Annotated in this window: 20 protein-coding genes; 12 read left to right on the top strand and 8 right to left on the bottom strand. The window is 64.1% G+C overall.

What is annotated here, in order from left to right; translation table 11 throughout:
• Positions 1-2 precede the first annotated feature (2 nt).
• The 4 genes from AC1DVV_RS11815 to AC1DVV_RS11800 all read right to left on the bottom strand — a co-directional run bounded on the left by AC1DVV_RS11815 (position 3) and on the right by AC1DVV_RS11800 (position 4,114).
• The gene (locus AC1DVV_RS11815; RefSeq protein ID WP_457279941.1) at positions 3-1,196 is read right to left on the bottom strand and encodes an efflux RND transporter periplasmic adaptor subunit; all 1,194 of its coding nucleotides are present in this window, start codon (positions 1,194-1,196) and stop codon (positions 3-5) included.
• Entirely contained in the window at positions 1,193-1,894 is a 702-nt protein-coding gene (locus AC1DVV_RS11810) for a TetR/AcrR family transcriptional regulator (protein ID WP_457279942.1), read from the bottom strand. The genes AC1DVV_RS11815 and AC1DVV_RS11810 overlap by 4 nt, the downstream gene beginning before the upstream one ends.
• Before the next feature lie 172 nt (positions 1,895-2,066).
• Complete coding sequence (locus AC1DVV_RS11805; protein ID WP_477701834.1) at positions 2,067-2,843, bottom strand: YdcF family protein; 777 nt, start codon at positions 2,841-2,843, stop codon at positions 2,067-2,069.
• Positions 2,844-2,917: 74 nt separating this feature from the next.
• Positions 2,918-4,114 carry an acyl-CoA dehydrogenase gene (locus tag AC1DVV_RS11800; RefSeq protein WP_457279944.1) on the bottom strand — a complete coding sequence of 399 codons (1,197 nt, stop codon included), beginning with the start codon at positions 4,112-4,114 and terminating at the stop codon, positions 2,918-2,920.
• A gap of 138 nt (positions 4,115-4,252) precedes the next feature.
• Between AC1DVV_RS11800 and AC1DVV_RS11795 the strand changes: the two genes are divergently transcribed.
• The 3 genes from AC1DVV_RS11795 to msrA all read left to right on the top strand — a co-directional run bounded on the left by AC1DVV_RS11795 (position 4,253) and on the right by msrA (position 6,221).
• A complete protein-coding gene (locus AC1DVV_RS11795; RefSeq protein ID WP_457279945.1) occupies positions 4,253-5,146 on the top strand; it encodes a LysR family transcriptional regulator in 894 nt (297 codons plus the stop codon).
• Between the two features lie 135 nt (positions 5,147-5,281).
• Positions 5,282-5,560 (top strand): hypothetical protein, encoded by a 279-nt coding sequence (locus AC1DVV_RS11790; RefSeq protein WP_457279946.1) that lies wholly within the window; start codon positions 5,282-5,284, stop codon positions 5,558-5,560.
• A 118-nt stretch (positions 5,561-5,678) separates the two neighbouring features.
• Positions 5,679-6,221 carry a peptide-methionine (S)-S-oxide reductase MsrA gene (msrA, locus tag AC1DVV_RS11785; protein ID WP_457279947.1) on the top strand — a complete coding sequence of 181 codons (543 nt, stop codon included), beginning with the start codon at positions 5,679-5,681 and terminating at the stop codon, positions 6,219-6,221.
• A 300-nt stretch (positions 6,222-6,521) separates the two neighbouring features.
• On the opposite strand, the gene AC1DVV_RS11780 is transcribed toward msrA, so the two are convergent.
• The gene (locus AC1DVV_RS11780) at positions 6,522-7,505 is read right to left on the bottom strand and encodes a M14 family metallopeptidase (RefSeq protein ID WP_477701833.1); all 984 of its coding nucleotides are present in this window, start codon (positions 7,503-7,505) and stop codon (positions 6,522-6,524) included.
• Positions 7,506-7,686: 181 nt separating this feature from the next.
• Between AC1DVV_RS11780 and AC1DVV_RS11775 the strand changes: the two genes are divergently transcribed.
• Entirely contained in the window at positions 7,687-7,956 is a 270-nt protein-coding gene (locus AC1DVV_RS11775) for a hypothetical protein (protein WP_477701832.1), read from the top strand.
• Positions 7,957-8,025: 69 nt separating this feature from the next.
• Here the strand turns inward: AC1DVV_RS11775 and AC1DVV_RS11770 are convergent, their stop codons facing one another.
• The 3 genes from AC1DVV_RS11770 to AC1DVV_RS11760 are packed head-to-tail and all read right to left on the bottom strand — an operon-like array spanning position 8,026 to position 10,679.
• Positions 8,026-8,931, bottom strand: a complete 906-nt coding sequence (locus AC1DVV_RS11770) for a metal ABC transporter substrate-binding protein (RefSeq protein WP_477701842.1) — start codon at positions 8,929-8,931, stop codon at positions 8,026-8,028.
• A gap of 51 nt (positions 8,932-8,982) precedes the next feature.
• Complete coding sequence (locus AC1DVV_RS11765; protein ID WP_477701831.1) at positions 8,983-9,885, bottom strand: metal ABC transporter permease; 903 nt, start codon at positions 9,883-9,885, stop codon at positions 8,983-8,985.
• Entirely contained in the window at positions 9,885-10,679 is a 795-nt protein-coding gene (locus tag AC1DVV_RS11760; RefSeq protein WP_457280959.1) for a metal ABC transporter ATP-binding protein, read from the bottom strand. The genes AC1DVV_RS11765 and AC1DVV_RS11760 overlap by 1 nt, the downstream gene beginning before the upstream one ends.
• Before the next feature lie 326 nt (positions 10,680-11,005).
• Here AC1DVV_RS11760 and AC1DVV_RS11755 point away from each other — a divergent pair, with 326 nt between their 5' ends.
• From AC1DVV_RS11755 to AC1DVV_RS11720, 8 genes are all read left to right on the top strand, one after another.
• Entirely contained in the window at positions 11,006-11,566 is a 561-nt protein-coding gene (locus AC1DVV_RS11755; protein ID WP_457279952.1) for a Fur family transcriptional regulator, read from the top strand.
• Positions 11,563-12,219, top strand: coding sequence for an ATP-binding cassette domain-containing protein (locus tag AC1DVV_RS11750; RefSeq protein ID WP_477665570.1), 657 nt, complete (start codon positions 11,563-11,565; stop codon positions 12,217-12,219). The genes AC1DVV_RS11755 and AC1DVV_RS11750 overlap by 4 nt, the downstream gene beginning before the upstream one ends.
• Entirely contained in the window at positions 12,216-13,433 is a 1,218-nt protein-coding gene (locus AC1DVV_RS11745; protein WP_477701830.1) for an ABC transporter permease, read from the top strand. The genes AC1DVV_RS11750 and AC1DVV_RS11745 overlap by 4 nt, the downstream gene beginning before the upstream one ends.
• A gap of 7 nt (positions 13,434-13,440) precedes the next feature.
• Positions 13,441-13,725: a hypothetical protein gene (locus AC1DVV_RS11740; RefSeq protein ID WP_457279955.1), complete on the top strand. Its 285-nt coding sequence runs from the start codon at positions 13,441-13,443 to the stop codon at positions 13,723-13,725.
• Positions 13,726-13,794: 69 nt separating this feature from the next.
• Complete coding sequence (locus AC1DVV_RS11735) at positions 13,795-14,376, top strand: DUF3299 domain-containing protein (RefSeq protein WP_477701829.1); 582 nt, start codon at positions 13,795-13,797, stop codon at positions 14,374-14,376.
• Positions 14,357-14,800: a hypothetical protein gene (locus AC1DVV_RS11730; RefSeq protein ID WP_477707190.1), complete on the top strand. Its 444-nt coding sequence runs from the start codon at positions 14,357-14,359 to the stop codon at positions 14,798-14,800. Before AC1DVV_RS11735 ends, AC1DVV_RS11730 begins: the two co-directional genes overlap by 20 nt.
• Before the next feature lie 79 nt (positions 14,801-14,879).
• Complete coding sequence (locus AC1DVV_RS11725; protein WP_477701827.1) at positions 14,880-16,970, top strand: TonB-dependent receptor; 2,091 nt, start codon at positions 14,880-14,882, stop codon at positions 16,968-16,970.
• A gap of 60 nt (positions 16,971-17,030) precedes the next feature.
• Positions 17,031-17,993 (top strand): AEC family transporter, encoded by a 963-nt coding sequence (locus AC1DVV_RS11720; RefSeq protein WP_477701826.1) that lies wholly within the window; start codon positions 17,031-17,033, stop codon positions 17,991-17,993.
• Positions 17,994-18,003: the final 10 nt, after the last annotated feature.

The following is an 18,003-nucleotide window of genomic DNA, read 5'->3' as shown; positions in this document are numbered from 1 at the left end:
CCTCAGGGCGCCGGCTTGGCCGGTGCACTGGCTGCTTGCGCCGCAGCCGGAAGTTGTGTGAAGCGCACCTTGGTGCCCTCGCGCAATGCGCCGATCTCGCCGCGAATCACCACCGCGCCGTCGGCCAGGCCCTTGACGGCGACCACGCTGTCTTTGCCGGCGGTGCCGCGAGCGCCCAACTCGACGCTCTTGTGCACCACCAGGTCGTTTTCCACCGCTTGCACATAAGGCGTGGGTTTGTCGGTGCGCACGGCGCTGACCGGCACCGACAGCAGCGAAGCACTGGCCGTGCCCAGCGTGCCCTGCGCAAACAGCCCCTGGCGCAAGGGTGGCGCGCCGGCGTCGCCTGCTGCGCCCGGGTTGTCGATGCTGAGGTAAGCCATCACGCTGCGGCTGCCGGCCTGCGCCGTGGGATTGATGCGCACCACTTTGGCCGTGACGGGCTGGCGGCTGCCTTCAATCTGCAGCTGTGCGGTCTGGCCCACACGCACGTCCATGGAGTCGGTGGCGCTCAAGGTGGCTTCCAGCTCGAGCCGGCTCAGGTCCACCACCTCGACGATTTTGGTGTCGATGCCCACGCGCTCACCGGGTTGGGCAAGGCGCTGCGACACCTGGCCGGAGATGGGGGCTTTCAGGATTGTGTCGTCCACCGATTTGGCCGCGACCTCGGTGGCAGCCATCGCCGCCTTGTAGGTGGATTGCGCGGCGTTGAGGTTGGCCAGCGAGGTATCGAGCGCGGTCTTCGAGATGAAACCCTGGTCAACCAGCGCCTTGTTGTTGTCGTACTGGCGCTGCACCACATCCACCTGCGCCTTGGCCGACTCGGCCTGCTCGCGGGCCTGGCGCACGCGTGACTGGTATTCGGTGGCGTCGATGCGCGCAATCACCTGGCCGGCCTTGACCACGTCGCCTTCGCGAACCGTGAGGCCCTGCAGCTCGCCGGCCACGCGTGCCTTGATGACGGCGGAGTTGACGGCCTTGAGCGAGCCCGACACCGGCAGCCCCTGAACCACGTCGCGCGTTTGCGCCTTGACCACATCGGTGGCGGCCAGTTCGACCTGTCCCATGTCCTTGACGGCGGTGCTTGCGGCAAGCGCCTGTTGCTGGGCCTTGCGTGCGGACAATGCACGCAGCACGCCGCCCGCGATGAGCAGCACGATGAGTCCGGCGACCCCCCACTTGACCCATCGCTTCATGCTGCGGCTTTCCTGTTGGACTGTGCGGCGGCGCCGGCCGGTGCGGAGATGCCGTTCAGGATGGTTTCCACCTGGAAGGCGATGTATTTTTGCGGATCCAGGTCTGCGTCGCTGCTGATGCAGATGCCGGCGGTGTGCCTGGACAGGATCAGGAAAATCATCGGAGCGACCACCAGGTAAACCGCATAGTCCAGGTCCATGGGCCGGAACTCGCCGCGGTCCATGCCGCGTTGCAGGATGCTGCGGATCAGCCCGTGGCCCGGCATGATGACTTCTTGCTGGTAGAAGGCCGCGATGTCGGGGAAGTTCTTGGCCTCGCTCATCATCAGCTTGGTCAGGCCCGAGGCGCGCGTCAGGCCCACGCGCTCCCACCAGCTGTTCATGCAGTAAGCCAGCAATTCAGGGGTGGTGCCTTCAAAGGTGTCCAGCTCGGCGCGCCATTCCGTGAAGCGGCCCGAGATGTTTTCGCGCACCACGGCCTTGAACAGTTCTTCCTTGCTCTGGAAGTAAAGGAACAATGTGCCTTTCGATACCCCTGCGCGGGCGGCCACTTCTTCGGCGCGGGTGGCGGCAAAGCCTTTTTCCACAAACAGGTCAAGCGCGGCGTCCAGCAGTTCGCCGGGGCGTGCTTCCTTGCGGCGCTCGCGTTTGGCGGCGACCGCGGAGGTTTTGTCGCAAAATAATTTGGAAAGTGACATAGTTACTGACTGACTGGTTAGTAATATATCTGCTTACTTTCCGACCGTCAACCAAAACCGCCTAGGCTACACCGAGGCGGGGGAGCCGGTAGTGCCCTGAAAGGTAAACCCGCGGTAAAGCAGCCGGGTCTGCCGCGGGCCCAGGCGAAAGGGACCGCGAGAGGCCGGCTGTCTAAACGGGCGTGAACCGACCAACCATCAGCGCCAGCCATTCGCGCAGTACCTGCTGCGACACCATAAGGCCCGATGCGGAAGGTACCCATTCCATCAGGTCGTGCTGTGCCGGCTGTACCTGACCCATGGGGGCGGGCGTTACCGTCAGGCCGGCACGCTCAAAAGCCCGGACAGCGCGCGGCATGTGCCAGGCGTCGGTGACCAGCGCGATGCGCTGCACACCGCTTTGCTGCAGCAGTGGCGCCAGCAGGCGGGCATTGCCCGCTGTGTCGCGCGACTGGGCTTCGTTCCAGCGCAGCGTCATGCCGTAGTCCTGCTGCACCATGCGTGCGGCCACCACGGCTTCGGAATCGGTCTGTGCGCTGCTGGCCGCCCAACCCATGCCGCCGGTAAAGGCCAGCGGCAAGCCCGACTGCCGCGCCAGCCACACACCGTAGCGCAACCGCGCCGCTGTGTGCGCGCCTGGCTGGCTACTGCCGTATTCAGCTGCTTCAGGCAGCACGCCGCCGCCCAGCACCACGATGGCCTGCACCTTGTGGGCCTTGAGGCTGGCCACCGGCATGGCGGCAAACTGCGGCAGCACGGTGCGCGCCAGCCATACGGCCGTGCCGTGGCTGCTGAGCAGCGCCAGCAGCAGCACCGAAAAGGTTGCCAGCGCCAGCCCGGCTTTTTTATTACGCCAGGCCAGCACCAGGCCCAGCAAGGCCAGCAACAGCAGCAAGGCTGGCGGGAGCGCCAGGCTGGTGAGCAAAGGCTTGAGCGCGCCGAATTCCATGCGTTGTATTTATTTGCTATGAAAAATATAGCTGCTTGCGCACGTCCTGATTGGGCTGGAGCCCTGAAAGGTCATCAATAAAAGGCTTGCAGGCCGGTCTGGGCACGGCCCAGGATCAGCGCATGCACGTCGTGCGTGCCTTCGTAGGTGTTCACCGTTTCGAGGTTGATCATGTGGCGGATCACATGGTATTCGTCATGGATGCCGTTGCCGCCGTGCATGTCGCGCGCCAGGCGGGCGATGTCCAGCGCCTTGCCGCAGCTGTTGCGTTTGATCAGCGAAATCATTTCCGGCACGGACTTGTCTTCGTCCATCAGCCGGCCCACGCGCAGGCAGCCCTGCAGGCCCAGCGTGATCTCGGTCTGCATGTCGGCGAGCTTCTTTTGAATCAGCTGGTTCTGCGCCAGCGGACGGCCGAACTGCTGGCGGTCCATGGTGTACTGGCGGGCGCGGAACCAGCAGTCTTCCGCCGCGCCCAGAGCGCCCCAGGCTATGCCATAGCGCGCCTTGTTCAGGCAGCCGAAGGGGCCCTTCAGGCCGCTCACGTTGGGCAGCAGGTTGGCCTCGGGCACAAACACGTCGTCCATCACGATCTCGCCGGTGATCGAGGCGCGCAAGCTCATCTTGCCTTCGATCTTGGGGGCGCTGAGGCCCTTCATGCCCTTCTCAAGCACGAAGCCGCGGATGCTTTCCTGGCCGCCGACCTTGCCGTCGGGGTCTTCCAGCTTGGCCCAGACGATGAACACGTCGGCGATCGGGCTGTTGGTGATCCACATCTTGGCGCCCTTGACGATGAAGCCGCCGTCGACAGGCTTGGCGCGCGTCAGCATGCTGGCGGGGTCGGATCCGTGATTGGGCTCGGTCAGGCCAAAGCAGCCGACCCATTCACCGGTGGCCAGCTTGGGCAGGTATTTTTGTTTTTGCGCTTCGCTGCCATAGGCGTTGATCGGGTGCATGACGAGCGAGCTCTGCACGCTGATGGCGCTGCGGTAGCCGCTGTCGACGCGTTCCACCTCACGCGCGACCAGGCCGTAGCTCACGTAATTGAGGCCGGCGCAGCCATAGCCTTCAATGGTGGAGCCCAGGAAACCCATGGCGCCGGCTTCGTTCATGATTTCGCGGTCGAACTTCTCGTGGCGTGCGGCCATCAGCACGCGGGGCTGCAGTTTTTCCTGGCAGAAAGCGTGGGCGGCGTCGGCAATGGCGCGCTCGTCTTCGCTCAGCTGCTCCATAAAGAAAAACGGGTCTTGCCAGTTGAATTGGGTTTTCATGGGTTGTCTCCGAAAAAGGTGGCTTGGTTTGCAGTGTAGGGCGCGTGGCTGGGATGCCCGCGGGCAGCTCGATTGTTTGACAAGCATGAATAGTTGTCTAATATCAAATATCGATCCAACGATATAAAAAACATATTCATGGAATTTCGTCACCTCCGCTATTTCCTTGTCCTGGCCGAAGAGCTGCATTTCGGCCGGGCGGCCCGGCGCCTGTCGATTTCCCAGCCGCCGCTGTCGCTGAACATCCAGCAGCTTGAAGCCTCGGTCGGCGCCAAGCTGCTCACGCGCAACAGCAAATCGGTGCAACTCACCGCCGCCGGGCAGGCCTTTGTGCCGGCGGCGCGCGCCTTGCTGGATCAGGCCGCGCAGGCGGCTGGCCATGCACGCGACGTGGGGCAGGGCATGGCCGGCAGTCTGGCCATCGGCTTTTCAGGAACCATGTTGTACAGCGGCCTACCCAAGATCCTGGAGCGCTTCCAGGCCGAACACCCGCTGCTGCGCCTCACGCTGAAGGAACTCAACTCCAGCGAGCAGTTGATCGAGCTGGCGCATGACCGGCTGGACCTCGGCTTTGTGCACACCACACGCGTGCCGCCCGAGTTGTCGCAGGTGCTGGTGTCCAGCCAGGCCTTTGTCGGTTGCCTGCCCGCGGGGCACGCGCTGGCGCGAAAGCGTTCGATATCGCTGCAGCAGTTACAGGGCGAACCCTTTGCCGTGGTGTCGCGCACCGTCTCGCCCGACTACCACGAACGCATCCTGGCAATCTGTACTGAAGCCGGTTTTTACCCGGAGATCCGCTACGAACTGCGGCATTGGCTCAGTGTGGTGTCGCTGGTGTCGCAGGGTATGGGCGTGGCGCTGGTGCCGGCTGCGCTCAGGCAGTCGGCCATGGCGGGGGCGGCCTTTGTGCCGCTGGATGCCGCCACCACACCTTATGAAACGCATTGCCTCTGGAAAACCGCACGCGACCACCAGGCGCTGGCCGCGTTTGTGAAGGCGGTGCGCGCAATCGCCCCGGCGGCGAAGGCATGAAGATTCCATCCCGCCCAGGTGCCCTGGCGAATGACCTTGGTAAAAGTATGTCCACCGCTGGGGACGTAAAGCTGTCACCATGGGGCAGTTCATAGTCTTCAGGAGAACGGCATCAACCCGTATATCTGGTGTGCGGTGGGTGCCCTTCTCGGCGGAGCTGCCTGCCTGCTCGCGGGCACCCGCGAAAAAATCCTCATCCTCGAAAGTATCGGCGTCGGCATGTTCGGCGCTTTCATCGGCGGCGACTTCGTGGCTGCCCTGCTCAGCAAGGGCGCCACCAACGACAAGGTCTTCAGCATGGGTTCGCTCGGCCTGGCTGTGGCCGGCGGGCTTGTGGCGCTGGCCTTGCTGCGGCTGATGCGCCGTGCAATCGGCCCCCAGCACGTCACCAAAGGCCCGCGCCGGCGCGACTGAACCGGGCGCGTTTCCGCTTCGTTTCAGGGGGCCATGTGCAGGCCTCTGCGCAGGCCCGCGGGTCGCGGCGTAAGATTGCCGCTCCCCGTACGACCAACGGATTTCAGCGGAGATTTCCATGCCTTCTTCCCCCCAAACCATCACGCTCGGCGGCGGCTGCTTCTGGTGCACCGAGGCGGTGTACGTCAAGGTGCGCGGTGTTACCGACGTGGAGTCGGGCTACAGCAACGGCCAGGCCGCACGGCCCAGCTACGAAGAGGTCTGCACGGGCCGCACCGGCAGCAACGAGGTCGTCAAGCTCACCTACGACCCGGCCGACATCACGCTGCGCGAGATCCTCGAAATTTTCTTCGTCATCCACGACCCGACGAGCCTGAACCGCCAGGGCAACGACGCCGGCACGCAATACCGCAGCGGCATCTATTACTCAACGCCGGAGCAGAAGGCGGAGATCGACGACTTCATCCGTCAGGTCAGCCAGGACAAGACCTTCGGCAAACCCATCGTCACCGAAGTGCTGCCGCTCGAAAACTACTGGCCCGCCGAGTCCTACCACCAGGACTATTTCGAAAACAACCCCAACCAGGGTTACTGCGCGTTTGTGGTCGGCCCCAAAGTCGACAAATTCCGCAAGACCTTTGCGTCACGTGTGAAGGATTGAATGGATGGTTGCGGTCGCTATCAAATAAATAGCTGCTGGCGCAGTTCAGTATTGGGCTGCGGCCACTTTTGATACTGAGAAATCGTGTTTTTGGCGGCTTTGGCCGTCTGAAACCAACCTTTTCGGGTTTTCAAACGGGTTTTAGCCCGTTTTGACGCAAAAAAGCCCTTCGTTTAACCATCAAATTGGCCTGCAAGCCAATAGGGGTAGGCGCTAGCAGCTATTAAATAGATAGCAATGTCGGCACCTTGCGGCAAGCCGTAGCCACCCCGCAACGGCGCTGGCCCGGCCCATCCGCGCTCAAACCCGCCGCTGCGCGAAATAGAACCACTCCTGGCCCACTTCGCCTCGTGGATTCGGAAACACCACAAAGCCGTCCGCCGGTGCGGCAACAGGTGCGCCGCCATTTCGCGTGCCAATCGCCTCGCCGGCTTTCACGGCGTCGAAGCTGCGCCACTTGCGCGTGAAGGTGTCGCCCGCATGCTCGCGGTCCACCACGTCAACGAGCCGCAGGATCTCGCGCGTCATCGGCACCGGTGCGGGCTTCTGCGTAATCAGCCCCAGCAGGCCCAGCGTCTGCTGAATTGCATGCCGCGCCACCTGCACCGCCTGCGGGTCGTCATGCTGGCCGCATTCCAGCGTCACGCCGTAGCCGCCGCGTGAACGCATGTATTCGGTCGTGCCTACGCCGTAGTTCGGGTCGGTCACCAATGTCTGCGCGCGGGCGCCCCCCGCAGCGCCCGCAGCCGTTGCCGCGCGCCGCTGCACGCCCCGGGCGTACGTCTCCAGCCAGCCTTCCACGATCCGGTGCGGCCCGGTGTGCAGCGCCAGTTGCATTTCTTCCGCGGCATGGTCAAAAGGCTCCAGCGCGCCGGAGTTGTTCTGCGGGCCAATCATCACAAACGGCGCGCCGCCCGTGTGAAAAGAGTGCAGGTCCAGCAGCACGTCATGCGCATCCAGCAGCGGGCACAGCACGTTCGCGATGCGGTCCTCAAAGTCCTGGGGAATCGCACTCGGCGCCATGTTGCGGTTGAGGTTGCGCTCACCCATGCGCTGCTTGAGCCGGTAGGCCAACGGGTTGGTCACCGGCACAAAAGTCACGGTGCCGCGTTCAATGCCGAGCTGGCCGCTGTCGATTTCTTCCAGCAGCTGCGTGATGGCACGCGTGCCGCAGGTCTCATTGCCGTGCACGGCGCCGGTGACCAGAAGGCGCGGACCGGGGGCGAGGCCATGGTAGGTGTGGGCACGCAGGTGGGTGGGGTGTTGGGCAGGAATGGAAGTCATGGGTAATGCACCGCTGCAGGTGTGGCGTTCATGGCTTGGTTATACAGCGGTTTGGAAGGGAAGGTGAAGCATCCGGGGGCGTTGCTATTTGTTGCCAATGGGCATGCCGTGCGGCGAAGCTTCCTGCCTATGATGGCGGCGTTTCCAGACCTTGCTCAACCCATATCGCTACGGAGGCAACATGGACGCCGACCTTGAAGGCTTGTCGCGTGAACAACTCATTGTGGAAGTCAAAAAGCTCCGCCAGGGCATTCGCGAGCACCGCGACAGCACAGGCCATGAGCTGTGCTGGCACCACCCGGCGCTGTGGGCGCTGCTGCCGGAGAAGAGCGACCCGGTGCCCGTTGTACCCGACTGGCCGCAGTTCTTTCGCGGCTGTATCCGTTACCGCCAGTCGCTTGATGAACAGTTGCCGGATGCGCCCCGAAGCAATCAACCCTATCGCGACTGAACGCTTCACAGCTTTGCCCGGAGGCCAGCGCGGCCAACGAGCCGTTCCACGATGCCGGTTCATTCCAACTCAGTTCTGCCTGATCCCCGCCACCAGTTGTGTCACGTTGTGCCGCATCAGCGTGAGGTAGCTGTCAGCTGGGCCACCAGCTTTTGACAGGGCATCGACATACAGCGCGGGGCCGGGTGTCACACCCGCGTCCTTGCTCAGTTGGGCGAGCAGCTTGGGGTTGCTCATGTTTTCAAAAAACACGGCCTTGATTTTTTCGCGCTGGATCTGCCGGATCAGTTGGGCAACTTCCTTTGCGCTGGGTTCGGCTTCGGTGGAGATTCCTTGTGGCGCCAGGAAGCTGACCTGGTAGTGCGCGCCGAAATAACCGAAGGCGTCGTGTGAGGTGATGACCTTGCGTTTGGCGGCTGGGACGGCGCTGAGCTGTTCTTTGGCCCAGGCGTCCAGCGCCTGCAACTCCTTCACGTAGGTTTCGCTGTTGTCTTTGTAGGTGGCTGCACCTGCGGGGTCGAGCCGGGCGAGGGCTGCGGCGATGTTGCGCACGTAGATCACGACGTTGGTTGGATCCTGCCAGGCGTGCGGGTCGGTTTCTTTTCCGCCTTTTTCACCGGGCATGGTGCGGGCCTTCACGCCTTGCGAAGCCACCGCCACCGGGCCCTTGTAGCCGGCGGACTTGACGAGTTTTTGCGCCCACGGTTCAAAGCCCAGGCCGTTGCTGACCAGCAGTTTGCTTTGCAACAGGTTTTTGGCGTCAGCGGGTTTGGGTTCGAACACATGCGCGTCTTCATCGGGGCCGACCAGGGTGGTGACAGCCACGCGTTCACCGCCGACCACACGGACGAGGTCGCCGAGGATGCTGAAGCTGGCGACCACAGGGATCTTGTCGGCGGCCATGCCGGCGGTGGCGGCGGACAGCAGCGCGGCCCCGACCAGGGGTGTCAGCAGTTTGCGCGCCAGGTGTTTCATGAAAGTCATGGAAGGGCTCCGGGTTGGTAAAGAAAGGAAAGATGCGCAGCTTCAGGCGGTGCGGTGCGCGCGCGCGAACGTGCGCGGCAGCCAGCCGCCGGGCGCCAGCAGCAGCGAGGCAAAGTACAGCGCGCCGGCGCAGCCGATGATGGTCGGGCCCGAAGGTGTATCGAAGTGGTAAGACAGCAGCAGCCCGGCATAGCCTGCCGCCATGGCCTGTGCGCCGGCATTGGCGAGCTGCGCGGGCAGGGTGTCATGCCAGAGGCGCGCCGACACCGCGGGCAGCATCATCAGGCCGACAGCCATCAGCGTGCCCAGCGTCTGGAAGCCGGCCACGAGGTTGATGACGACCAGCATCAAAAAGCCCTGCTGCCACGCCCACTTGAAAGAGGCGCTGCGGCCCGTTGCGTTCAGGAATACCGGGTCAAGACTCTCCAGCACTAGGCCCCTGTAAGCCGCTGCCAGCGCGACCAGGCTGATGCTGGCCACGCCGGCCACCAGCAGCAGGCCCGGCGTGTCGACGCCCAGCGCGCTGCCGAACAGGATGTGCAGCAGGTCAAGCTGCGTGCCGTGGCCGGAAATGAGCGTCACGCCCAGCGCCAGCGCCACCAGGTAAACGGCAGCCAGGCTGGCGTCTTCTTTCAGCGTGGTGGCGCGGCTGATGAAGCCGGCCAGCGCGGCCACCAGCATGCCGGCCAGTACGCCGCCTGCTGCCATGGCCGTGAGCGACAGGCCGCACAGCATGAACCCGATGGCGACACCCGGCAATATGGCGTGGCTGAGCGCGTCACCCAGCAGGCTCATGCGCCGCAAGGTCAGGAAAACGCCCAGTGGTGCGGCGCTGAGCGATAGCGCCATCGTGGCCACCAGCGCGCGGCGCATGAACGCATATTCGGCGAACGGCGCAAACAGAATGGCCCAGGCACCGTGAAGGGCGTGCTGCGCGGCTTCCATCACGCCGCAGCCTTGTGCAGCAGGGGCTCGTGCAATGCCACTGGTGTGGCTACTGCCTTGTCGTCGATGCGGCAGGCTTCGGCGCTTTCGTCCCATGCTTCTGCCATCGCGCGGGCGCGCGCCAGGTTGCCTTCGGTCATGACCTGTGCGGTGGGCCCCCAGGCGACGGCTTCGCGCGCCAGCAGGAGTGTTTGCGGAAAATGCGCCCGCACCTGGGCATCGTCGTGCAGCACGGCAATCACGGTGCGCCCCTGGGCATGCCACTGGCGAATCAACGCCAGCAAGGCGGCGGTGGTCTTGCTGTCTATTGCGTTAAAGGGCTCGTCCAGCAGGATCAGGCGGGCGTCCTGCACCAGCAGGCGGGCAAACAGCACGCGCTGGAACTGCCCGCTGGAAAGCGTGCCAATGGGCCGCGCTTCAAAACCCTCCAGGCCAACGGTGCGCAAGGCCGCGCCGACGGCGGCCCACTGCGCCTCACTGACGCCGCCCCACGCGCCCTGCGAAGGCCAGCAGCCGAGCAGCACGGCGTCGCACACGTCCATCGGAAAGCTCCGGTCCAGCTCAGCCTGTTGCGGCAGGTAGGCAATGCGCGCGCGCGGCGTTGCCGTGGTGACCTGTCCGCCCGAACGGGGCAGCAAACCCATGATGCTTTTGCACAGCGTGCTTTTGCCGGCGCCGTTGGGGCCAACAACCGCAGTCAGCGAACCCGCCGCGAAGTGACCGCTGACGTGGTGCAGCGCCGGATGCTGCCGGTAGCTGACGGTGAGGTTGTCCAGCGCGACCATGGCGCTCACCATGGCGCTATTTCCGCCGAAGCCCAGGCGACCGCCATCCAGAGCAGCGCCACGGCTGGCAACACCGCGAGCACCCGGCGCCAGGCCGGCCAGGTGAGGATGCTGCGGCGGCGCGGAGGCTGTGGGGGGAAGGGAGGAGGTGAAGCTGGCAAGGGAGTCGTCTTTACAAACAAGCGGGCCGGGAAGTCATCAAAAGCCACTCGGTTGCGGTAATAATGCAACTGAATTGCTGTATAGTCTAATGCAACATTGTTGCGTTATGTGCGCGCATTGCGAAAATACACCGCGCGCTCTTTTGCCAAACTCTTTCCGAACGGCTTCATCCCATGGCATCCGTCCACCCTGTCAGGCGTTCCAAAACCGAGCCCGGTATCACCGCCGACGCGGACCCGATTGATGTGCTGTTGTCAGCCCACGGCCTGCGCCGCACCAGCGCTGCGCGTCTGGTGCTGGGCTGGCTGCTGGCCCACCCGGACACCAGCTACACGCACGCGCAACTACAGGCCGCGTTGGGCGGCGACGATGATGCCGGCGAAGGCGTGACACTGGATCGCGTCACGCTGTACCGGCTGATCGACCGGCTCACGCAGGTGGGTTTGCTGCTGTGCCGCGTGGACGCCAACCGCGTGCGGCGCTACCAGGCCATGCCGAGCAGCGTGCACGCCATTCCCCACTTTGAATGCCAGAGCTGCCACCGCGACAGCCCCTTGTCGGGCGCGTTGTCGGGCAAGCGTTCGGGTGCGCTCAAGGCCAGCACCAAAGACCTGGAACGCGCCGCGCAAACCGCGCTGGAAGCATTGAAGGCGCTGGGTTACCAGGGCATGAGCATGGACTTTGCCGTGCGGGGCGTGTGCGCCGACTGCGCCAACGGCACGGCTTCTTCATGATCAGCACCCGCCAGCTGGCTTACCGCTACACCAATGGTCCCGAGCTGCGCTTTGCGGACTTGGACGTCGCGCAGGGCGGCACCTTGCTGCTGCGCGGTGCGTCGGGCTCGGGCAAATCAACCTGGCTGGCGCTGGCGGCAGGTTTGCTGGCGCCCAGTGAGGGCGACATCACAGTGGCCGGCCAGTCCATCAAGGCATTGGGCGGACGTGCCGGCGACGCGTGGCGGGCAAAAACCATTGGCTTTTTGCCGCAGAAGCTTCACCTGAGCGCAGCGCTGACGGTGCAGGGCAACCTGGCCATGGCGCAGTGGGCCGCCGGCCAGCCGGATGACGAAGGCCGCATTGCCGAAGCGTTGGACGCGCTGGACGTGCGCGCGTTGGCTGGTCGCAAGCCGCCCCAACTATCTGGCGGGCAGGCGCAGCGTGTGGCGCTGGCGCGCGCGGTGTTGCTCAAGCCGTGCGTGATCCTGGCCGATGAACCCACCGCCAGCCTGGACGACGACGCGGCCGCGGCGTCGCTGGCCTTGCTGCAAAGCGCGGCGCAGCAGCAGGGCGCCACGCTGGTGATTGCCACGCACGATGCGCGTGTCCAGGCCTTTTTTAAAGACGAAAAAGGCCTGCAGTCCTTATTGGTCGAGCGCAAGCAGCTATGAAAACGATAGCATTCAAAACCGTTGTGTTTTCATGGCGCTACCTGTGGTCGCGGCCGCTGGCGGCAGCGCTCAACCTGCTGCTGCTCACCCTGGGGCTGGCTTCCATCACTTTTCTGCTGCTGGTCAGCCACCAGATCAGCCAGGCGTTTGACCGTGACGTGGCCGGCATTGATGTGGTGGTGGGCGCCAAGGGCAGCCCGATGCAGCTGATTTTGTCGGGCGTGTTTCACCTCGACGTGCCGACGGGCAATGTGCCGCTGGCGGCGGTGAAGGAGCTGGAAAAGCATCCGCAGGTGGCCAGGATCATCCCCATCAGCCTGGGCGACAGTTTTCGCGGCTTTCGCATCGTGGGCACCACGCCCGACTACATCCACCATTACGACGCGCAGCTGGCGCAGGGCGCGCTGTGGTCCAGGCCGATGCAGGCCGTCATTGGCGCGCAGGTGGCGCAGCAGACCGGCCTGAAAGTGGGCGACAGCTTTACCGGCACGCACGGCCTGGGCGGCGGCGGTGAAGAGCACAAGCTGAGCCCCTATGTGGTGTCGGGCATCCTGGCCGCCAGCCACACCGTGCTGGACCGCCTGGTGCTGACGGCCACCGAGTCCGTCTGGCAGGTGCATGAAACCGACACGGCACTGGACGACGACGACCGCAAGGTGCTGGAAGAAGAGCGCGAAATCACGCTGGCACTGATCCAGTACAAGACGCCGCTGGCGGCCGTGACCTTTCCGCGCTACATCAACAGCAGCACCGAGATGCAGGCTGCCGCGCCGGCGCTGGAAATCACGCGCCTGCTGAGCATGGTGGGTGTGGGCACCGACGTGCTGCGGGCGCTGGCCGGCGTGCTGCTGCTGACGGCGGGCCTGAGCGTCTTCATTGCGCTGTGGGGTGCCGTGCGTGAGCGCCGGGCCGACCTGGCGCTGCTGCGCATGCTGGGCGCGCCGCCGGCCCGCGTGGCCGGCCTGCTGCTGTGCGAAGCGCTGTGGCTGGCGTTGCTGGCAACCATGCTGGGGGTGCTTGCGGGGCAGGGGCTGACGGCACTGCTGGCCTGGGCGTTGCAACTTGAAAAATCTGTCCTGATCGGTGCGCTGTCATGGCCGGTCGAGCTGGTCAGTGTGCCGGTACTGGCTTTGGGGGTGGCGCTGGCGTCTGCGTTGCTGCCCGCCTGGGAAGCCTACCGGGTCAGTGTGTTTGAACTTCTCCAATCAAGGTAACCTTCTTATGACAAACCTCTCTTCCATCAAAAAATTCCTCACCCTGTCTCCTGTTGCGGCCACGTTTGCGGCGGTGGCCCTGAGCGCCACGTTTTCGCTGGCCCATGCGCAGCACAACGACAAGGAAACCAAGGAAGACATCCAGCGCCACCGCGCCATGGCCGCCGCCCACGAAAACGCCGCCAAATGCCTGGAATCGGGCAAGAAAGACGAAGTTTGTGAAAAAGAGCTGCAGGCCGCTTGCAAAGGCCTGGCTGTCGGCAAATACTGCGGGATGAAACACGTTCATTGACGTCCACTGACGTCACCGCGACGCCCCTGAAGTGGCCTCACCTTTTTTCTGGATTTTCTGGAGTACTGCATGACTGCCTCTTTTCGCCCTCGCACTCCAAGCCTTTACGGACTGAGGTGGGCATTGGCCTGCAGCACGCTGCTGGCCGCGGCGGGCCTTTCGGCGCAAACGCTGTCTTCCCCCCTGGCAAGTGGCGGCAAGCCTGCCGCTGCAGGGCCGGCGTTTGACATACCGGTCGGGCAGGGTGCGGGCGTGCATGGCGCCAACAGCCCGTTTCCACCGCTTGCGGCCCGCACGGACGTGGTGCCCTGGTCGGTGCTGACGGCGGTGAAAACCAAAAACGAGAAAAACCGCATCCTGCCGGTCTTCACCCTCGACCAGATGGCACTGAACCAGAAAACCCAGCGTATCCAGGGTTTCATGATGCCGCTGGACCCGGGTGAAAAGCAAAAGCATTTTTTGCTGTCCTCGGTGCCGCTGACCTGCGCCTTCTGCCTGCCCGGCGGGCCCGAGAGCATGGTCGAAGTCAAAACCAAAACGCCGGTGAAATACAGCATGGAGCCGGTGGTGGTGGAGGGGCGCTTCCTCGTCCTCAATGACGACTCTTACGGCCTTTACTACCGCATCACGGATGCCACCAGCGTCAAGTGAGCGTCGGGGTCTGAGTCGCGCCGGTGCCTTGATTTGGCTGCTGGCCTCCGCGCTCCTGCTTGCACAACTGCTGGGGCTGATGCACGGCGTGGTGCACAGCCCGCAGGCACACATCCATCCGCATTCACATCCGCATTCAAATTCGAATGTGCATCGTGACGGCCACCATCAGGAGCACGCCGCTCTCGCGCATGCCGAAGAAAAGGGTGAGGGCGGCTGGCTGGCCTCGCTGTTTTCCTCGCATGACGGCGATCCGGACTGCCGCCTGTTTGACCAGGCCAGCCACGGCCAGGCGGCGCCCACGCTTCCCCTGCTGAGTTTGCCGCTGGTGCTCTCCAGCGTGGCATTTGACATCTCCCGCGGCGAAGCACTCGCCCGCTGGGCGGCGCTGTTCGACGCGCGCGGCCCGCCTTCCACTCGCTGAATCTCCCCGTTTTTCTGTGCGCCGGCCACCTGGCCAGGGCGCAGCTTTGCCCTCTTGTTTTTCGATTCAGCGAGTCATCATGAACCCACCTTTTATCAGCCGCGCGCTCTGCTTCGCGGCGACGCTCTCCTGCGGCCTGGCGACTGCCCAGACCGCCTCGCCAGCATCTGCCCCCAGCCTGAAAGAAGTCACCGTCACCGGTAACCCGCTGGGCGCTACTGATTTGATAGCACCTGCCGCACAGTACTCGGGCGCCGGGCTGCTATTGCGATCCAAAACCACACTCGGCGAAACGCTGGACGGCGTGCCCGGTGTGAGCAGCACCTACTTCGGCCCGAACGCCAGCCGCCCCATCATCCGCGGCCTGGACGGCGACCGCATCCGCATCCTGGGCAACGGCGGCGCGACGCTGGACGCCTCCAGCCTGAGCTATGACCACGCGGTGACGTCCGACCCGATCAGCATCGAACGCGTGGAGGTGCTGCGCGGCCCCGGCGCATTGCTGTATGGCGGCAGTGCGGTGGGCGGCGTGGTCAACGTGATCGACAACCGCATTCCGCGCGAGCCGCTGTTTGATGAGAAGGGCGGTGTCGGCGGCAAGGTCGACCTGGGCCTGGCCACCGGCAACCGCGAGAAAAGCAGCGGCGTGTTGCTCGAAGGCGGCAACAATCGCTACGCCCTGCATGTTGACGTGTTCAGCCGCGAAACCGGCGACGTGAAGGTGCCCACCGACCTGGCTTGCAGCAAGGGCGGCGTGAACACCCTCACCCACCGCATCTGCAATTCGGACAGCAAAGTGCGCGGTGGTGCGGCGGGCGGCTCGGTGTTTTTTGACCACGGCTACCTGGGCGCGTCCGTCAGCACCTACCGCAGCAACTACGGCACGGTGGCTGAAGACGACGTGACGATTGACATGAAGTCCAACCGCGTGGCGCTGGAAGGCGAGGTGCGCAACCTGGGTGGGTTTATCCAGAGCGTAAAGGGCCAGCTGAGCCACACCGACTACGAACACACCGAATTTGAAGGGCCCAACCCCGGCACGGTGTTCAAGAACAAGGGCAGTGATTTCCGGCTGGAGGCGCGCCATGCGCGCATCGGCAACCTGGACGGCGTGATCGGCTTTCAGGCCGAGAACAACAAGTTTTCGGCCGACGGCGCCGAGGCTTTCGCGCCTTACAGCAAGACCTCGCAGAACGCCTTGTTTGCGTATGAGGAATACACCACCGGATGGGGCAAGCTCAGCTTTGGCGGGCGCCTGGAGTCGGTCAAGGTGGAGTCGCTGGGCAACCCGCTGGTGGCGCGCTTCGCACCATTGACGCGCGACTTTACGCCGCACAGCTATGCGCTGGGCGCCTTGTGGAACGCGGCGCCGGGCTGGCAGCTCACCAGCAACCTGGCCTATACCGAACGCGCACCCAAGGACTACGAACTCTTCGCCCAGGGCCCGCACGTAGCGACCAAAGCCTGGGAAAGCGGCGACGCCACCCTGGGCAAGGAAAAGTCGACCAGCCTGGATGTTGGCGCGGCCTGGAAGTCCGGCGCCAACAGCTTTGCGGCCAATGCCTATGTGCACCGTTTCAAAAACTACATCGGGTTGCTGGCCACGGGCAACAACTATGGGCAGGAAGACGGCGCGCTGAACCCGGCCGACCTGGACGGTGACGGCGTGGACGACAACGACCCGGACAACAAGCTGCTGCCGGAGTTTGCCTACACCGGCGTGCGCGCCCGTTTTGTGGGCCTGGAAGCCAGCGGCAACATCCGCCTGATCGAAGGAGCGTCCAGTCTGGACCTGGCCTTGCGCGGCGATGTGGTGCGCGCCACCAACCTCAGCAACGGCCAGCCGTTGCCGCGCATTGCGCCGGCACGCATGGGGGCAAGCCTGGTGTGGGCCCACGGGCCGTGGGGCAGCAGCATCGGCTTTGACCATTCGATGGCGCAAAACCGTGTGGCCGCCGGCCAGCGTGCCACGTCGGCCTACACGCTGTGGAACCTGGCGGCCACCTATCGCATGAAGGCAGGCGTGAGCAACATCCTCTGGTATGCGAAGGTGGACAACCTGACCAACCAGCTGGCCTACAGCGCGGCCTCGGTACTGACGACCACGGCGTTTCCCAAGGCGCCGCTGCCGGGGCGCAGCCTGAAGGTGGGCATGCAGCTCGCTTTTTAAGCGGGGCCACTACGTAAAACACGCAGACTCGCTGGCCGCCCGCGCGCTAAGATTGTGCGGATGAACCAGCTTGTCTTCGTGTCCCTGCTTCCCGTCGTGTTGTTGATTGCTACAGGTTTCATAGCTGGTCGCGCACAGTGGATAAGGCCCGAAGCGATAAAAGACCTTTCAAACCTGATCTTCCTGCTGCTTACGCCGGCTTTGTTGTTTCGCACCATGAGCCGGGTGCATGTGGAGGAACTGGACTTCAAGCCGGTGCTGGCTTACTTTCTGGCGGTCGTGGTGCTATTTGGCGGCACCTTGCTGCTGCAGGGCTTTAACCGCCGCGCAGCGGTGCTGGCGCTGGCCAATACTTTTTCGAACACCGTGATGATCGGCATTGCGCTGATCGGGCTGATGTATGGACCGCAAGGTCTGATTACGCTGTTCACGTTGGTCTCGGTGCATTCGCTGGTGCTGCTGACCAGCGCCACGGTGGTGCTGGAGCTGGCGGTGGCGCATGAACAGAAGCTGGGCACGTCTGATGAAGTCACCACTGCGCCGCGCCACCCGGTGGCCACGGTGTTGATGGCCGTGAAAAACGCGTTGCTGCACCCGGTGCCGTTGCCCATCATTGCCGGCCTGCTGTTTGCGCAAACCGGCCTTGCGATTCCCGTGGTGATCGACAAGCCGCTGGAACTGCTGGCCAATGCCTTCGGTCCGCTGGCGCTGGTGCTGGTGGGCGTGACATTGGCCAATACGCGTGTGGGTGAGCACTGGCGGCCGGCGCTGGCACTGGCCGGCGTGAAAAACCTGCTGCACCCCTTGCTGGTGTTCGGCCTGTGCCGCCTGCTGGGTGTGGGCGGCGTGCCGATGGCCGTCATGGTGGTGGCATCGGCCCTTCCGATCGGCGCCAATGTGTTTTTGTTTTCCCAGCGCTACAAGGTGGCGGAAGACCTGATTACTGCCAGTGTCGTGGTGTCTACCGCGCTGGCGCTGGTGACGCTGACCGTTGTGCTGCTGCTGGTCGGGCGGTTTGTCTAAATATCATTTA

The organism is Polaromonas sp. P3_B4 (assembly GCF_056402835.1).
This window is presented reverse-complemented; position numbering and strand designations above follow the sequence as displayed.

Bases quoted from the DNA above. Each gene is read 5' to 3' on its own strand.
- AC1DVV_RS11725 (WP_477701827.1), top strand. From the start codon at position 14,880: ATGAACCCACCTTTTATCAGCCGCGCGCTCTGCTTCGCGGCGACGCTC.
- AC1DVV_RS11745 (WP_477701830.1), top strand. From the start codon at position 12,216: ATGAAAACGATAGCATTCAAAACCGTTGTGTTTTCATGGCGCTACCTG.
- AC1DVV_RS11770 (WP_477701842.1), bottom strand. From the start codon at position 8,931: ATGAAACACCTGGCGCGCAAACTGCTGACACCCCTGGTCGGGGCCGCG.
- AC1DVV_RS11795 (WP_457279945.1), top strand. From the start codon at position 4,253: ATGGAATTTCGTCACCTCCGCTATTTCCTTGTCCTGGCCGAAGAGCTG.
- AC1DVV_RS11750 (WP_477665570.1), top strand. From the start codon at position 11,563: ATGATCAGCACCCGCCAGCTGGCTTACCGCTACACCAATGGTCCCGAG.
- AC1DVV_RS11800 (WP_457279944.1), bottom strand. From the start codon at position 4,114: ATGAAAACCCAATTCAACTGGCAAGACCCGTTTTTCTTTATGGAGCAG.
- AC1DVV_RS11775 (WP_477701832.1), top strand. From the start codon at position 7,687: ATGGACGCCGACCTTGAAGGCTTGTCGCGTGAACAACTCATTGTGGAA.
- AC1DVV_RS11740 (WP_457279955.1), top strand. From the start codon at position 13,441: ATGACAAACCTCTCTTCCATCAAAAAATTCCTCACCCTGTCTCCTGTT.
- AC1DVV_RS11730 (WP_477707190.1), top strand. From the start codon at position 14,357: ATGCCACCAGCGTCAAGTGAGCGTCGGGGTCTGAGTCGCGCCGGTGCC.
- AC1DVV_RS11735 (WP_477701829.1), top strand. From the start codon at position 13,795: ATGACTGCCTCTTTTCGCCCTCGCACTCCAAGCCTTTACGGACTGAGG.
- msrA (WP_457279947.1), top strand. From the start codon at position 5,679: ATGCCTTCTTCCCCCCAAACCATCACGCTCGGCGGCGGCTGCTTCTGG.
- AC1DVV_RS11780 (WP_477701833.1), bottom strand. From the start codon at position 7,505: ATGACTTCCATTCCTGCCCAACACCCCACCCACCTGCGTGCCCACACC.
- AC1DVV_RS11805 (WP_477701834.1), bottom strand. From the start codon at position 2,843: ATGGAATTCGGCGCGCTCAAGCCTTTGCTCACCAGCCTGGCGCTCCCG.
- AC1DVV_RS11755 (WP_457279952.1), top strand. From the start codon at position 11,006: ATGGCATCCGTCCACCCTGTCAGGCGTTCCAAAACCGAGCCCGGTATC.
- AC1DVV_RS11720 (WP_477701826.1), top strand. From the start codon at position 17,031: ATGAACCAGCTTGTCTTCGTGTCCCTGCTTCCCGTCGTGTTGTTGATT.
- AC1DVV_RS11810 (WP_457279942.1), bottom strand. From the start codon at position 1,894: ATGTCACTTTCCAAATTATTTTGCGACAAAACCTCCGCGGTCGCCGCC.
- AC1DVV_RS11815 (WP_457279941.1), bottom strand. From the start codon at position 1,196: ATGAAGCGATGGGTCAAGTGGGGGGTCGCCGGACTCATCGTGCTGCTC.
- AC1DVV_RS11765 (WP_477701831.1), bottom strand. From the start codon at position 9,885: ATGGAAGCCGCGCAGCACGCCCTTCACGGTGCCTGGGCCATTCTGTTT.